At 44.1% G+C, this 14,555-nt stretch carries 12 protein-coding genes and 1 other RNA gene; 9 read left to right on the forward strand and 4 right to left on the reverse strand.

Going from position 1 to position 14,555, the window contains the following annotated elements:
- Positions 1 to 7: 7 nt before the first annotated feature.
- Positions 8 to 868 carry an acyl-CoA thioesterase II gene (tesB, locus tag H9L11_RS11755; protein WP_033905035.1) on the reverse strand — a complete coding sequence of 287 codons (861 nt, stop codon included), beginning with the start codon at positions 866 to 868 and terminating at the stop codon, positions 8 to 10.
- A gap of 240 nt (positions 869 to 1,108) precedes the next feature.
- Between tesB and H9L11_RS11760 the strand changes: the two genes are divergently transcribed.
- Entirely contained in the window at positions 1,109 to 1,543 is a 435-nt protein-coding gene (locus H9L11_RS11760) for a YbaY family lipoprotein (protein ID WP_005378572.1), read from the forward strand.
- 30 nt (positions 1,544 to 1,573) lie between these two features.
- Here H9L11_RS11760 and H9L11_RS11765 read toward each other — a convergent pair whose 3' ends face one another.
- On the reverse strand, positions 1,574 to 1,876 hold the full coding sequence (locus H9L11_RS11765) for a DNA base-flipping protein (RefSeq protein ID WP_033905036.1): 303 nt from the start codon (positions 1,874 to 1,876) through the stop codon (positions 1,574 to 1,576).
- A gap of 257 nt (positions 1,877 to 2,133) precedes the next feature.
- Between H9L11_RS11765 and H9L11_RS11770 the strand changes: the two genes are divergently transcribed.
- From H9L11_RS11770 to udp, 7 genes are all read left to right on the forward strand, one after another.
- Positions 2,134 to 2,877, forward strand: coding sequence for a hypothetical protein (locus tag H9L11_RS11770; protein ID WP_205390769.1), 744 nt, complete (start codon positions 2,134 to 2,136; stop codon positions 2,875 to 2,877).
- Between the two features lie 152 nt (positions 2,878 to 3,029).
- Complete coding sequence (locus tag H9L11_RS11775) at positions 3,030 to 5,033, forward strand: GGDEF domain-containing protein (RefSeq protein WP_017634751.1); 2,004 nt, start codon at positions 3,030 to 3,032, stop codon at positions 5,031 to 5,033.
- Between the two features lie 137 nt (positions 5,034 to 5,170).
- Positions 5,171 to 5,267, forward strand: an RNA gene (gene ffs / locus H9L11_RS11780) — signal recognition particle sRNA small type.
- Positions 5,268 to 5,479: 212 nt separating this feature from the next.
- The gene (locus H9L11_RS11785) at positions 5,480 to 6,214 is read left to right on the forward strand and encodes an RNA methyltransferase (protein WP_005378485.1); all 735 of its coding nucleotides are present in this window, start codon (positions 5,480 to 5,482) and stop codon (positions 6,212 to 6,214) included.
- A 247-nt stretch (positions 6,215 to 6,461) separates the two neighbouring features.
- A complete protein-coding gene (locus H9L11_RS11790; RefSeq protein WP_005378483.1) occupies positions 6,462 to 6,881 on the forward strand; it encodes a CBS domain-containing protein in 420 nt (139 codons plus the stop codon).
- Positions 6,882 to 7,053: 172 nt separating this feature from the next.
- Positions 7,054 to 9,360, forward strand: a complete 2,307-nt coding sequence (locus H9L11_RS11795) for a zinc/cadmium/mercury/lead-transporting ATPase (protein WP_186584403.1) — start codon at positions 7,054 to 7,056, stop codon at positions 9,358 to 9,360.
- Between the two features lie 314 nt (positions 9,361 to 9,674).
- Positions 9,675 to 10,433 (forward strand): uridine phosphorylase, encoded by a 759-nt coding sequence (udp, locus tag H9L11_RS11800; protein ID WP_017820007.1) that lies wholly within the window; start codon positions 9,675 to 9,677, stop codon positions 10,431 to 10,433.
- 157 nt (positions 10,434 to 10,590) lie between these two features.
- Here the strand turns inward: udp and H9L11_RS11805 are convergent, their stop codons facing one another.
- Both H9L11_RS11805 and H9L11_RS11810 read right to left on the reverse strand, forming a co-directional pair.
- Complete coding sequence (locus H9L11_RS11805) at positions 10,591 to 11,751, reverse strand: DUF1887 family protein (protein ID WP_005378476.1); 1,161 nt, start codon at positions 11,749 to 11,751, stop codon at positions 10,591 to 10,593.
- 163 nt (positions 11,752 to 11,914) lie between these two features.
- Complete coding sequence (locus tag H9L11_RS11810) at positions 11,915 to 13,906, reverse strand: methyl-accepting chemotaxis protein (RefSeq protein WP_205390770.1); 1,992 nt, start codon at positions 13,904 to 13,906, stop codon at positions 11,915 to 11,917.
- Positions 13,907 to 14,175: 269 nt separating this feature from the next.
- Here H9L11_RS11810 and hinT point away from each other — a divergent pair, with 269 nt between their 5' ends.
- Entirely contained in the window at positions 14,176 to 14,526 is a 351-nt protein-coding gene (hinT, locus tag H9L11_RS11815; protein WP_005378473.1) for a purine nucleoside phosphoramidase, read from the forward strand.
- Positions 14,527 to 14,555: the final 29 nt, after the last annotated feature.

The raw sequence follows: 14,555 nt of genomic DNA on the forward strand, positions 1-14,555 counted from the left end.
ACACGAGCTATTTCGTGTAGCGCATCACCCCTTCTTGCACGGCGGTCGCCACTAAGTGACCTTGCTGGTTGTATATTTCGCCTCGGACCAACCCACGAGTATTGCTCGCCGTTGGGCTCTCTATCGCATATAGAAGCCATTCATCCATCTTAAACGTACGATGGAACCAGATAGAGTGGTCAATGGTGGCCACTTGAAAGTTAGGCGTCATTAATGAGACTTCATGTGGATGCATTGCTGTCACAAGGAATCCCCAATCGGATGCGTAGGCCAGAAGGTACTGGTGAATTAGCTGATTCTCTGGCATTTCACCATTAGCACGAATCCAAAGGTACTGTTTGGGTTCTGCTTTTTTGGGCTTCAAAGGGTTGATAACCGTAACGGGGCGAGTTTCGATTGGCTTTTCCCCGCAAAATGTTTTGCGTAAGCGTTTGGGTAGAAATTCTGCAATATGGCTTGCGAGCTCACTCTCTGAGGCAAAGTTTTCTGGACCAGGGATATCTGGCATTTCTTTTTGATGATCAAACCCAGGTTGATCGCCATGGTAGGATGCGGTTAGGTAAAAAATAGGGCGTCCATTTTGAATTGCTTTTACGCGTCTAGTGCTAAAGCTACGGCCATCTCTCAGATTTTCTACGTCATAAATAATAGGTTTTTCTGGATCGCCAGGGTACAAAAAATAGCTATGGAAGGAGTGTACCGTGCGTGTTTCTTCAACGGTGTAGCGCGCAGCAGAAAGTGCTTGCCCAATTACTTGACCGCCATAAACTTGAGGCAAACCTAGGTTTTCACTTTGGCCACGAAACAAGCCTTCTTCTAATTTTTCGAGTTGTAGTAGGCTGAGCAATTCTCGTAGTGGTTTACTCATTGTGTCTCCTCACCGTTGTCTTTCATTCCAAGTTACCTCAACAGCCTCACTCTTGTGAAGTGGCATAGTTAAGAACTATTGAGTAACTTAGAAATAGTATTGTTCCAATTATGAAACAAAATCAATTGTTTGATAAATTCTAACTCAGTCAAACTATTGTCAAATAAAATGACAGGAAGCAGACAGTTTTATATTCCACACCTATAATTGCTTCGGTTTAATGCTCTTTTCGAGGAATATATGAAAAAAACACTACTACTTGTTACTTCTCTACTCTTTGGGGCTGCGTTAGTGGGTTGCCAAACTTCTCAAAATACAGAAATGGAATCTACAGAGGCGTCAATGAAGACGATTACAGGTACAGTGGCTTATCGCGAGCGGATTGCCTTGCCACCAAACGCAGTGGTTACTATTGCGTTAGAAGATGTGTCCTTGGCGGATGCGCCAGCAAAAGTGTTGGCGAAACAGACATTCGAAACAGAAGGTAAGCAAGTTCCTCTTTCTTTTGAGTTGAGTTACGACAGCAATGAAATCAAACCAAACCATCGTTACAGCGTTCGTGCTCGCATTGAGGTAGATGGAAAGCTGCGTTTTATCAGCGACACACATAACGGTGTTATTACAGATGAAGCACAAACTCACCAATTAGATATTCGTCTAGTTGGAACACGTTAATACGACGTACTGAGAACAAAAAATGGCAGCTTAAGGCTGCCATTTGTATTTTTTAAGTGAAGTTTTGCCAACTTCCGAGACTTCAATCCCTTCTGCTTCTAATTTCTTTTTTTGTCGCTCTAAGTCTCTGCCTTTTAAAGATATTTTTCCTTGGCTATTTACCACTCTAAACCAGGGGAGTTTGCTGTCTTCTGGTAGGTTACCCAGTGCTTTACCAACATGTCTCGCATAGCCCGGATAACCGGCCATTTTTGCAATTTCCCCATAGGTGGAGACTTTTCCTTTTGGAATTTGGTGAATTACAGCAAAGATTTGCGCTAAAAATTGGTCCATACTCAAAAGTGTCTATTTTGGATTACTAAGGAATGGTAAACCATTGGACTTGTATATTGCTAACGGTTCTTAACCCTTGTGTTGTCAGCGACTCACTTTGAAGAATTACATTTTCTGTTCTTTAGTGTCGTTGGTTGATGAGCCTTAAACAGCATGAAGCAAACGCAAGCTAAGCTTGAATCTAGACCCTCTCAACGACTTTCAATCCCAGTTTTTGCCGTTGAGTTACCAAGTAGGTGGGGAAGCCAGGAGGCGCTATGATTTTATCGACACTTCAATTTTTCGTTACGACCTTACTCGCTGTTGTCTGCGTTCGGGCGATGAGTTTGAGCGAGGGTGACATTCCCGTTCTTGCACTTATGATCCCCGCGCTGTGGGTTCTGCCACAAGGTGGGTTCGCTGGCTTAGTATTGCTGGGAGCGATGATGGCTTTTGGTGCGACACTCTCAATGCAGCCAATTGCTTTGTCGGTTGGTGTTTTGATCCTTTTCCCACTTTTAATGGTGGTGTTTTCTCGTAGAAGCTCTTTAGGCGTGTTGCTCACCGCTGGTCTTATTGTACTTACACTGCAAGTTGGTCTTATGGTCACACAGCAAGGCGGTAAGCTGGATGGGTCTGCTTGGGTTACAGTGGTTCAAACCATTGCGGTTATGGCGATGTGGTGGTCGGCTGCGCATTGGACGCCATCCAATAAACACAGCTGGTGGCCGTTGTTTTTGTTGCTCCCTTTGTGGATTGCAGGCCTACCGTACGCCGTTCTTATGGCGTTAAGTTTGACGGGAATGTTAGCGTCAATGGAAGCACTTGCGAAGCTTCAATATACCATTCGTTGGAGCAAATTATTATGTTGGACATTGCCGACTGTGGGTTTTGCCGCCTTAGTCGTCAGCCCGACCACGGATGTGCCAAACCCTGTTTTCGTGGTTTGGATCTGTTTGTTAGGGACGGCTTGGATGACTGACTATATTTTACGTAGTAGCGATGAACAGGCTGAATTATGAGTTTTTAGTCAGGTAAAAAGTGACATGTGCGGCAGAGTATCGAATTGGTTGTGGAACAAAATGGAGATTAGTATATGTTCTTCATTTCATATTTACTACACTTCCAATAATAATAACCACAATATAAGTGGTTGATTTAAGATAAGTTTGTCATGACAACTTTTGCTCGAACACTGTTGCTTTTTGCATGTTGCCTCTTGAGTTTGAATGTAAAAGCCGAAGCCCCTTTAATTGCTCATTATAAAGTCGCGACTGAAGCGGATGATGTCGTCACTCGTGTTCTTTTCAATGCTGCTTCAAAGGAGTTTGGCTTTACCGTTCAATACGTGAACTACTCCAGCTTTGATGCCATTCTAAATTCAGTAGCGAATGGGGAAGCGGACTTTGCTGCGAATATCACTTACACACAAGAACGTGCTCAACGTTTTAGTTATTCCCGCCCAACAAATATCGAATATACCTACCTCTTTGGTTTAAAAGATTCGACGTTGAGTGACATTTCGCGTGTTGGCGTCCCCAAAGATACAGTTTATGCCCAATTACTTAAACAACACTACCCTGAGCTAGAACAGATCTCTTATCAAGGTCACGAACAAGCAGTAACACTGCTACGTTCAGGTGCTGTGGATGGCGTTGTCGATGCCATTAACCAGCTCAAGCCGATGCTGATGGAGGGGTTTGACGCCAAGATGCTCAATGATCAGATTTCGATAAAGCCCGTATCCATCATCAGTAAAAAAGATCATCATCTTGAAGAGTTGGACACGTTCGCTACGTTTATTCACGGGGAAGCGGTGCAAAAGCAGCTTCGCGAAGAAATTTCCCAGTATCAATTTGAATTAAGGCGAGCAGCGTTGCGTGATTCTATTCGTTTATTACCCCTTGATTTTAATGAACCAATACGGATTAAGCTCGAATCTATCTTTCCATATGTTGTATACAACGCAGATGGTAGTGTCGAAGGGATGACGGCTGATGTAGTCCTGAGAAGCTGTGAGATCTTGGCTTTAAACTGCTTGATCATTAGTGAGCCTGGTGAAAGCTGGGGTTCTATGTACCATGAGTTTATCCAAGGTAATTTCGAAATTTTGGCGCCGTTAACGGTCAGCCGTGAGCGGCGCGCATTTAGCTACTTTCCAAAGCCCCATTACGCGCCAGCATCGGTGATGGTCAAGCGTTTAGGTTACAAACCGAGCACATACTCTCATGTTTCACAGTTGATATCTGAGCGGATTGGCGTAGTTAAGGATGACTTTTTCGATCAAATGATGACGCAACTGTTACCGCTAAAAGAACTCAAACGTTATCGTACCCAACAAGAGCTCATTCAGGGGCTACTAAATGAAGAAGTCGATTACATTCCGATGGATACGGCGATGCTCAATCATTTTTTACGTCTCAGTGAATTGGTTCCGATAGAGCAGGATACCGCTATTGGCGAGTTTTATGAGTCACAACTCTCTGTTGGATTGGTCGCGAATGAAAAAGGAGCCATGCTTGCGCCTTTCTTCAGTCGAGCGATAGCGATGTTAGAAGTTGATAAGATCATTGCTCAGTACGATGTACGCCCAGATTGGCGTACCGCACTTGAATATGAGATTCGATTAGCGACGCAAACACAAGCTGTGTTTATCTTTGTGTTATTGTTTGCTATTTGTGTTTCGCTTTATCTTTACCGTCAATCGAACACTGACAACTTAACAGGGTTAAGGAACCGTCGTGCGTTGCAAGTAAAGTATCGAAAAGGAGTAAACAAAGATCTATCCATACTTTACTTAGACATTAATCATTTCAAACGAATCAATGACACTTATGGGCATCGCGCTGGGGACGAAGTTTTACAACTACTGGCACTAAAAATTCATTATGTCTGGTCGGGAAGATGTTATCGAATTGGAGGGGATGAGTTCATATTGCTGGGTTATCCAACGCAAGCCGAGTTAACTAGAGCAATGAGAGAGCTCAGTAGAATCGACGTGAAAGGCAAATTATGTAGTGATTTGGAGTCTATAAGTATCTCTATTGGTTTCTCTGCAAAAAGGGAACGGCACATGAGCTTAGAGCAAGCGATGCATTTGGCTGATGAAGACATGTACATGAGTAAGCAGTCCTCACGGCACGACTCCTCTTATCGTGACTGTACGGTTTCATCATAAAGGAATGAATTGATCGAGTTTTGTTCAAACGGTAATGAAATGATGAAATTCAAGGTTTTTGCTCTTGCATTATGAGAGCTGATACTGAATAATCGCCCCATCGATTGAGGCAAGACCTCTCGAAAAGAATTATGGGGCTCTGGTCCTCTCGCAACAATAGCTCGTGAACTCGGTCAGGTCCGGAAGGAAGCAGCCGCAGCGTGTGACTTGTGTGCCGGGATGTGGCTGGGGTCCCACCCTTTGAAAGCCCTGCGTTATCGCAGGGCTTTTTTCGTTTTTGAGCCTTCTTTTATTTTGGCTACGCTTGGTGTTCAACGTCTTCTGATGATCAAGCTTCTTGAGGTTATTTAGGTATAATTTATAATCTCATCCGCTCGATACCGAACTTTCGTGAAGATTGTTTAGGGTACGCTCGTCGAATAACCATTTTCACCTGGGATACTTTAATGATTTCAAAAAACCAATTAAAACTGCTTCGTGCTTTAGGTCAAAAGAAACAGCGTAAAGCGCATGGCTTATTCCTAGTTCAGGGTGAAAAGAACGTACTAGAGCTAGCAAGTAGTTCATTGAAGGTGAAGCAGGTTTTTGCAACAGCGGCATTTCTCGAACAAAATGCTGGTACGCTAAATCGTTTTGATTGTGTTGAAGCATCGCTTGATGAATTGACCAAAGCGAGCACGCTTGTGAGCAATAATGCGGCCATTGCTGTGGTTGAAATTCCGAGTGTAAAAGAGCCTCAAGCGAAAGGCTTGATGATTGCGCTAGATGGTGTATCCGACCCTGGTAATCTAGGTACGATTATTCGTGTTGCAGACTGGTATGGCATCAAGCACATTATTGCGAGTACAGATTGTGCTGATCCTTATAATCCTAAAACGATCAGTGCGACCATGGGCAGCTTTGGCCGCGTACAAGTGAGTTTGGTGGATTTGCCAAGTTATTTGGAACACGCCAAATTGCCAGTATATGGCGCGTTTTTGGAGGGAGAGAGCGTTCATAAAACGGATTTCGCTGCTGAAGGTATTTTGTTGATGGGCAGCGAATCTCATGGTGTGCGCGAAGCCGCAGCAAAATTCGTGACAGATAAGATCACGATTCCGGCGTTTGGCGGTGCCGAATCACTGAATGTCGCGATGGCGACTGGCATTATTTTAGACAACATGCGCCGCCAACATAGCTAACGCAACAATTACTTAATAACAAAGCCAGTCAATTTGACTGGCTTTGTTGTATTTATTGCCTAGAAAAATCAGCCTGGCTGAATCTTGCGTTTAACGAAATACAGTGAATGTTGTTCGGTGAGTTAATTTTGTTTTAGTTCAATAGGCTGTGCCTATAAATAAAATTACTCCTTTCCATTTAGTAAAATCAGGAAATTAGGCGACACTTATCTAAAGGCCGCAATAAAATGCCCTTAAGGAGATAAGAATGCATTCATTAAAAGTAAAAGATTACATGACGTTGCAAGCGGTGACTTTCACGAAAGATATGTCACTTTCGGCAGCTTTAAACAAAGTAATGCAAAGTGTCACACTAGGTGGCCCTGTCATTGATGAAAATGAAAAAGTGGTTGGGTTTTTATCGGAGCAAGACTTATTAGATAAGTTGGTGAAAGCAAGTTATCACTGCCAAGATACACATACGGTACAAGAGTGTATGCATGATGATGTCTTATCTGTTTCTCCAGAAATGTCAGTAATTGAACTGGCTGACATGATGAAAGTTGGAAAGCCGAAAATGTATCCAGTGGTGGATGGCAAAGGTAAGTTGGTTGGTGTTATCACAAGAAGAGACGTGCTGCGTGCCATCGGAATGACATTAAATGAGTGTTTTAAGCATCCCGTTTAACCTCTCTGTTTAAATTTTACGGAATATTGCTTTTAAACTGGTTTGGAAAGACGCTTCGGCGTCTTTTTTATTTTCTATCGCCGAACTGTACAAATTTATCTTGACCTTGGAGCTTACTCTAAGGTTTATCCTTAGCAATAGGTAAATCACCGATACCAATAAGGAAAAAATTATGTGTACAAAACATCAAGGTTGCCAATCTAGCAAAATCAAAACTGCGGTGCCGCTTGGTGCAAGCGAGTCATGCTGTGCGCCAGTAAAATCTTCCCTCAATATCTCTCAGGCCAGTGTTGATGTTTCTGAAAGCTCTTGCTGTAGTGGAGGAGGCTGCAGCGTTGACACAGGCGAGGAAGACGATCCCACAAGGGAGAGTAATTCCTCCGTTCGGAACGCTTGGCTTGTGTCAGGTATGGATTGCCCATCTTGTGCGCAAAAGCTTGAGAAAGCCATTACGTCTTTACAAGGCGTCAGCCAAGCCAAGGTTTTGTTTGCAACAGAAAAACTGGTCGTCGATTTTGATGGTCTAGAGCTGATAGCTACGATAGAGCAGACAGCCCAAAAAACGGGTTTCCCGCTCTCTTCACTTGATGCTCCAAAACCAAGCACTACAAAGAAAGGCTGGCTTGGCGTCATAAGAGACAACATCCAAATTCTCTCGATTGCTGGTGCAATGGCTACTGCGGCAGTAATTTCTAAGATCGACCCTCAAATAAGCGCTTGGTTATTCACTTTGACGTGTTTACTTGGTTTATACCCAATCGCGCTCAAAGCATTTAAGTTGGCGCGTAGCGGTACGCCTTTTGCGATTGAAACGTTAATGAGTGTAGCGGCGCTCGGCGCTTTATATTTAGGTGAAACCGCCGAAGCCGCAATGGTGTTATTGCTTTTCCTTATTGGTGAAAAGTTAGAAGCATATGCATCATCTCGCGCGCGAAGCGGTGTCCAGGCGTTAATGGACTTAGTCCCAGAAAATTCAATTTTAATTATTGATGGTGAACGCAAAGAAGTACCAGCTGCGCAGCTTAAACCAGGGGATATCATAGAAGTCGCACCCGGAGGTCGTTTGCCTGCCGACGGTGTTTTGCAAGATGCGCTTGCGAGTTTTGACGAAAGTGCGTTAACGGGAGAATCTGTTCCCGTTGAGCATCAAACCGGTGGCAAAGTGATGGCCGGGGCTGTGGTTGTCGATAAAGTGGTTCGTTTACAGGTGACTTCCCGTCAGGGCGAGAATGCGATAGATCGAATTCTTCATTTGATTGAAGAAGCAGAATCCCGTAAGGCACCATTAGAACGCTTTCTTGATAAATTTAGCCGTTGGTATACGCCACTAATGATGTTGGTGTCTCTGATGGTTATCGTTACGCCGCCATTACTATTTGCCCAACCGTGGGAAACGTGGATCTATCGAGGACTCGCCCTGCTGTTGATTGCTTGTCCATGTGCATTAGTCATTTCAACGCCTGCGGCGATCACTTCTGGCTTGGCGGCAGCGGCTAAGCGGGGCGCATTGATCAAAGGTGGAGCGGCGCTTGAGTTGCTTGGCAAGGTTGAGTCTGTCGCATTTGATAAAACTGGGACACTGACGCAAGGTAAACCAGAAGTGACCGACGTCTTTGCTTTTGATATGGATGAAGACAAGTTACTTAGCCTAACTGCGTCAATCGAGGTTGGTTCAAGTCATCCTCTAGCGGTTTCTTTAGTTACCAAAGTGCAAGAGCAGGGGCTTACTATTCCTGAAGCGTTGGATAAAACCGCGCAAGTAGGCTCTGGTGTCACTGGTTACGTCGATGGAAAAATGGTCCAAGTGGTCACGCCTTCAAAGGCAGACTTTCCACTTTCTCAAGAAGCCAAAGAGCAAGTGGTTACGTTGGAACAACAAGGTAAAACGGTTGTCATTGTGCGTTTCGATGACGAGGTCATTGGCGTGATCGCATGGCAAGATACATTGCGCTCAGATGCCCAGCAAGCCATCGCAATGTTGAAGGAACTTGGGGTCACGTCGGTGATGCTAACGGGTGACAACCCGAGAAGTGCAGAAGCAATGGCAAATAGAATAGGCTTGGATTATAAAGCGAGTTTGTTACCTGCAGACAAGGTGCATTACGTCGAGAAGCTATCACAACAACATACCGTTGCGATGGTGGGAGACGGTATCAATGATGCTCCAGCCATGAAAGCTTCGAGTATCGGCATTGCGATGGGAGGCGGTACGGATGTTGCGCTCGAGACAGCTGATGCGGCGTTAACACACAACCGTTTGATTGAGCTACCTGCCATGATAGAACTGTCGCGTGCGACGCTAAGTAACATTCGTCAGAATGTCGCGTTAGCGCTAGGTTTGAAAGGTGTATTCTTAGTGACAAGTTTACTTGGTGTTACTGGGTTGTGGGTTGCTGTATTAGCCGACAGTGGTGCAACAGCACTGGTGACATTGAATGCGTTGAGATTACTTCGTTTTGAGTCCAAGCAGATTAAATAACTGACCTAACCATTGATCCCACTCATTAATAGCCCGAGGCATTCGTGTATCGGGCTTTTTTTAACCGTATTCACCTGATGCGATCAGACGTTTTTCTCGTCCTTGAAATCACGCATTGCTATGCAACAAAATGATCTAATGCCCCTTAAAGTGTGATCAATACCAGTTTTGTTTGAAATTTCATTTTCATTACATTTTGTCATTGTGATTGTGATCACTCTATGTTGGTGAAAGGTTCGCTACAGTGCATCTGTACCCAATAACTGATTAATGAGCTTATTGTTCATAAAATAAGCCACAATAAGGAGCGACTTATGTCTCAAGCTGTATTCCATTTAGGTATTACTGAAGCTGATCTTAATGGTGCGACTCTAGCGATCATTCCTGGTGACCCAGCGCGTGTTCAAAAAATCGCAGAACAAATGGAAAATCCAGTATTTCTAGCAAGCCATCGTGAATACACGCTATACCGTGCAGAGCTAGACGGTAAACCTGTTGTGGTTTGTTCTACAGGTATTGGTGGTCCTTCTACCTCTATCGCAGTTGAGGAATTGGCACAGCTTGGTGTTCGCACTTTCCTACGTGTTGGTACAACGGGTGCAATTCAACCACATGTAAACGTGGGTGACATGATCGTAACGACGGGGTCAGTTCGTCTTGACGGTGCGAGCCTACACTTTGCTCCTATGGAATTCCCAGCAGTTGCTGACTTTGAAGTAGCAACCGCAATGAAAGCAGCAGTAGAAGAGTCTGGCGCTACAGTTCACATGGGTGTGACTGCATCAAGCGACACGTTCTACCCTGGTCAAGAACGTTACGATACGTTCTCTGGTCGTGTTGTTAAGCGTTTCCAAGGCTCTATGCAAGAATGGCAAGACATGGGCGTACTTAACTTCGAGATGGAGTCTGCAACACTGCTAACAATGTGTGCGAGCTCTGGTTTAAAAGCGGGTTGTGTGGCTGGTGTTATCATCAACCGTACACAAAAAGAGATTCCAGATCATTCAACTCTGAAAGAAACGGAAGCGCGTTCAATTAAAGTGGTTGTAGAAGCAGCGCGTAAAATGCTTTAAGCCGCTATAGTTGGCATTTAAACAAACAGAAAAAACCAGAGGCTAACCTCTGGTTTTTTTCTACTTATAGAAATGCGTACAGCTAAAATTTAGGTATAAAAAAAGCAGCATTAATGCTGCTTTTTATCGTTGTGAATTTTAGCTTTTCTTAATGGCACTATATCTCGTCTGAACCGCCCGCGTCTTTAAACCAAGCAGTTAAGTGCGTTCTTAAATCTTTAAGCTCATCAGGGCCAATCAGGGCTAGCCCTAAGTCTTCAGCACGAGTAATGTCATTGTGACGAAGAGGACGGAAGCTCACCAACATTGCGCGCGCTTGTAAGCCACCTAATAGATCGCGAAGCGATTCTAACTTATATAAAGTATCGTCGCCGTCATCTCTCATGCCTTTGGTTTTGCACTCGATGATGTGCAGCTTGTTGTTTACAACTGTTGCGACATCTAACTCATTGCGTACTTCACTTTCACCAAGTTTGCGATAAACCTGAACATTTAACGATCGATCTTGGATCGTCGGCATGGTGTCTTGGATTTGCTTCACGGTGCTGTGAACCAAAGTTTCTAACCACTCACCGTTTGAAAAGCGTCGAGCATCTTCATCTGCAAACGTTAAAACGCCATTCTCATAGGTGGCGATTTCTGCTTCTACTAAATCTGAAAGCAACATGTTGAGCTCACGGTAGCCCTGCTGTTTTTCGGAGAGCTCGACATCAAGCTTTTGTTCTTTGCGGCATGTGGTTGCAAGGTAGTTAAGTGTTGCTAGACCTGGCCCAAGCTCAAGCGCATTTGAGGCCCATCGTTCACCAAGTTCATACAATTTTTTATCAAGAAGAGGTGGTAAATCAACGTGGTGAAACTCGCCGCGTGCACCAAAGATAGTGAGGTAATCTGCAATCGTAATGTGATCTTCGACTTGGGTATCTTCTTTGCCATCAGGGTATAACCAACAAAGCTTATCGCTACTAGGCTCTACCACAAAAATTGGCCAGCGATAGGTACGGAAAACTTCGTACACCGACAACAAGCGATGACGAAGACCACAGCTCGCGTTCAATTTTACATCTTCGCCGCGTTCATGGAGGTCTTTTGCCAGTTTTTGAATTGCTTGTTTGATCAGAGATGTATTAACAGCGGATGGAATTTCAAAAAATTCAGAAGTAATTTCTCGTTGATCTAAAACGGCACTCAGTCGGTCAAATATATCTAACTGGCTCTTGTCTCCGATGAAGACGATATGTGTGCTTAGCGTACGATTATCTAATAGAGGAGTGACCAATCTCACTGGGTCTTGGTCGATAATACCAACATGAACAGCCATAGATTTTCCTTTTTATGAGGCCGCTCGAAAAGAGTTGTGCAAGGGGATGAGCTGGCCTTATTAATCATATGTAGACATGGCCGACAAAAAACAAGGGCGACTTAACAAAAAGTCGCCCTTATACAGTTGATTGCACTAATTAATGCTCTTAGTTATAAAGTATTTATAACTTAAAGCGGTGGACCAATTCATTTTGCTGATGAGCCAAGTGGGTCAGTGATTCACTGGTTTGTGCGATACTCGACATGGCTTGGAAACTTTCATCGGCGATACTGTTGATATCTTCAATGCTGCGAGCAATGTCTGTTGATGTTTCACTTTGCTCTGCTGCTGCTTGTGAAATGTGCGTACTCATTTGGCTGATTTCGATGATTAGCGCCTGGATCTCTTCCATTGAGCTGTTCGCTTTTGATGCTTGCTCAACCGACATCTCCATATCGCTCATACAGCTTTGTATGACTTGGTTCGCCGATTGCGAGCTAGCTTGCAGATTACTGATCATGGATTCAATTTCAGTGGTTGATTGAGTCGTTCTTGATGCGAGTACTCGTACTTCATCTGCCACTACCGCGAAGCCGCGACCTTGTTCACCAGCGCGAGCCGCTTCAATTGCCGCGTTCAATGCCAGTAGGTTGGTTTGCTCCGCAATGTTGCGGATCACATCAAGGATAGACCCAATTTGACCACTCATCTTTTGTAGCTCAGAAACTGCGGAGACCGATTCGTTCAAACGTGTTTCTAGTTGATTAATGGTTGAGATGTTACTGCTCATAACATTTCTGCCTTCTTCAGAGGCAGATTCGACGCGTTGCACCATTTCTAGCGAGCCTTGCGCACTTTGCGCGACTTCCTGCACTGAATGAGACATTTCTGTCATCGCGGTAGCGACGTTTGCCGTTTGTTCGCGTTGAGAGCTCAATTTAATTTGTGCTTGCGAAGAGGTGCGTTCGTTGGTTGTCGCGGTTGACGATAGGTTTTCTGACGCTTCGTTGAGTTTCACCAAGATCTCGTGAAGGTTGTCGGCGAGTGAGTTAATGTGTCCACTCACACGGCTGAATTCGTTGTTATAGCGAATGTCGATACGCTGTGTCATATCACCTTCAGTCAGGCTTTCTAACACTTTTAGAATACGAGTCAACGGTTCGCGAACGCTTTGAGCGATGTGGTAGCCAATCGCTGTCGCGAGTAAAACGACAATAACGCCAATGATGATGGCTTTCGTTACACCCGCCGAATATATGTCACCTGCGTCTGCCAATGATTCATTGAGCTTATCTGTTGCGGTTGTCGTGAATTGCTCAAGAATCGCCATGGTTGAATCCACTTTATTTGCTAGGTTGGCGATATTGTTATACAAAGCGGCGCGAGCATTGAGGTAATTATTATGTTGGTCTAGCACACCGCCACGCATACCAACGTCACGAGTAAATTGCTCTACAGATTCGCCAAAAGCTTTTTCTAGCTCAGGAAGCTGAGTCACCAACCCGCGGAATGCGTAATTCAAGTGCGTTACTGCTTTGCGGTTTTTAGCTACGGCTTGCGTAACAAACTCAGGGTTGGAACTGGCGAGGGCATCAGAGGTAATTACTTCGGCATCTTTTAACTTGATAAAGTAGCTCTTTGCCATGACTTTGACAGAAATGCTGGTTTGATCTGCCACATATTCTTTAAGACCAACCGAAAGTTCGGTATTCAGTTTTTGGAAGCGGCGTGAGGATTTTTGCACTTCTTCTTGAGCCGCGAACATTGCTTCGTAGTTGTCCATGGCCTCTAGAGCTTCTGTAAAATAGCTCTGCTCTAACGTTTTTAACTGTGAAAACGGTTCGGCAAGAGAAGGGTAGATTTGGCTTGCGGTTTTCAGTTGAGCCAATGTGGATTCGAAGCGCTGTTGAGATCTAGCAAATTCCTGACGCATTTCATCCATGCGTTGTTTATTCTCTGTTGTCAGGAAGTCTTTAAATGATTTGTCGGCAGAAAGCAGCTCAACACTGGTTTGATTAGATAACGATACCAACGGTAGGGATGATTTAGATACCGTGCCAAATTTTCCGTGAATATCACTCATTCCTCCCATCATAATGGCAATTGTGACGGCAAATAGGATGATGATCAGTGCAAAGCCGGCATACATCCTTTTAATAACTGAACCTCGCATAAGTGAGTTTCCTCTCCCAAAAATAGACAAGCTACCCAAGCATTTTTGAGTTTACTTGGGTATAAAAATAATAATTGTCTTAAAAAAGTAACAAAATTCATTGGATTGTATTCAGTTTGTGACGCGCATTTTATGACGCACACGACAAAAAAAGCCTCGTTAATTAGCATTTGATTAATAATGTTAAGTGAACACTGTTTTTATTGAGCTCCGCTTTTGGTTGGCGCATACTAATTGGGGTCTAATTACGTTTATAAAATGGAGTCCTCATGGCGGAAGAAACGATCTTTAGTAAAATTATTCGCAAGGAAATCCCTGCCGATATCCTTTATCAAGATGATTTGGTGACTGCGTTTCGCGACATTAACCCTCGCACACCAAGCCATATTCTCATTATTCCGAATAAACTGATCCCAACAACGAATGATGTAGAAGCTGAAGATGAAGCAATGATGGGGCGTTTGTTCACTGTTGCTAGAAAGTTAGCGAAAGAAGAAGGTATTGCTGAAGACGGCTATCGCCTAATCGTTAATTGTAATCCACATGGTGGCCAAGAGGTTTACCATATTCACATGCACCTACTAGGCGGCCGCCCTCTAGGTCCAATGGTATTGAGCTAAGCTTTTAAAAGTGGGTGGCGATTCACCCA

It is taken from the genome of Vibrio sp. sp1 (assembly GCF_016920955.1).
Taxonomy (GTDB): domain Bacteria; phylum Pseudomonadota; class Gammaproteobacteria; order Enterobacterales; family Vibrionaceae; genus Vibrio; species Vibrio alginolyticus.

What these genes read in the sequence shown, in the direction of transcription:
- H9L11_RS11770 (WP_205390769.1), top strand. Translation starts at nt 2,134, where the DNA reads ATGATTTTATCGACACTTCAATTTTTCGTTACGACCTTACTCGCTGTT.
- H9L11_RS11765 (WP_033905036.1), bottom strand. Translation starts at nt 1,876, where the DNA reads ATGGACCAATTTTTAGCGCAAATCTTTGCTGTAATTCACCAAATTCCA.
- H9L11_RS11785 (WP_005378485.1), top strand. Translation starts at nt 5,480, where the DNA reads ATGATTTCAAAAAACCAATTAAAACTGCTTCGTGCTTTAGGTCAAAAG.
- H9L11_RS11805 (WP_005378476.1), bottom strand. Translation starts at nt 11,751, where the DNA reads ATGGCTGTTCATGTTGGTATTATCGACCAAGACCCAGTGAGATTGGTC.
- tesB (WP_033905035.1), bottom strand. Translation starts at nt 868, where the DNA reads ATGAGTAAACCACTACGAGAATTGCTCAGCCTACTACAACTCGAAAAA.
- H9L11_RS11760 (WP_005378572.1), top strand. Translation starts at nt 1,109, where the DNA reads ATGAAAAAAACACTACTACTTGTTACTTCTCTACTCTTTGGGGCTGCG.
- hinT (WP_005378473.1), top strand. Translation starts at nt 14,176, where the DNA reads ATGGCGGAAGAAACGATCTTTAGTAAAATTATTCGCAAGGAAATCCCT.
- H9L11_RS11810 (WP_205390770.1), bottom strand. Translation starts at nt 13,906, where the DNA reads ATGCGAGGTTCAGTTATTAAAAGGATGTATGCCGGCTTTGCACTGATC.
- H9L11_RS11775 (WP_017634751.1), top strand. Translation starts at nt 3,030, where the DNA reads ATGACAACTTTTGCTCGAACACTGTTGCTTTTTGCATGTTGCCTCTTG.
- udp (WP_017820007.1), top strand. Translation starts at nt 9,675, where the DNA reads ATGTCTCAAGCTGTATTCCATTTAGGTATTACTGAAGCTGATCTTAAT.
- H9L11_RS11790 (WP_005378483.1), top strand. Translation starts at nt 6,462, where the DNA reads ATGCATTCATTAAAAGTAAAAGATTACATGACGTTGCAAGCGGTGACT.
- H9L11_RS11795 (WP_186584403.1), top strand. Translation starts at nt 7,054, where the DNA reads ATGTGTACAAAACATCAAGGTTGCCAATCTAGCAAAATCAAAACTGCG.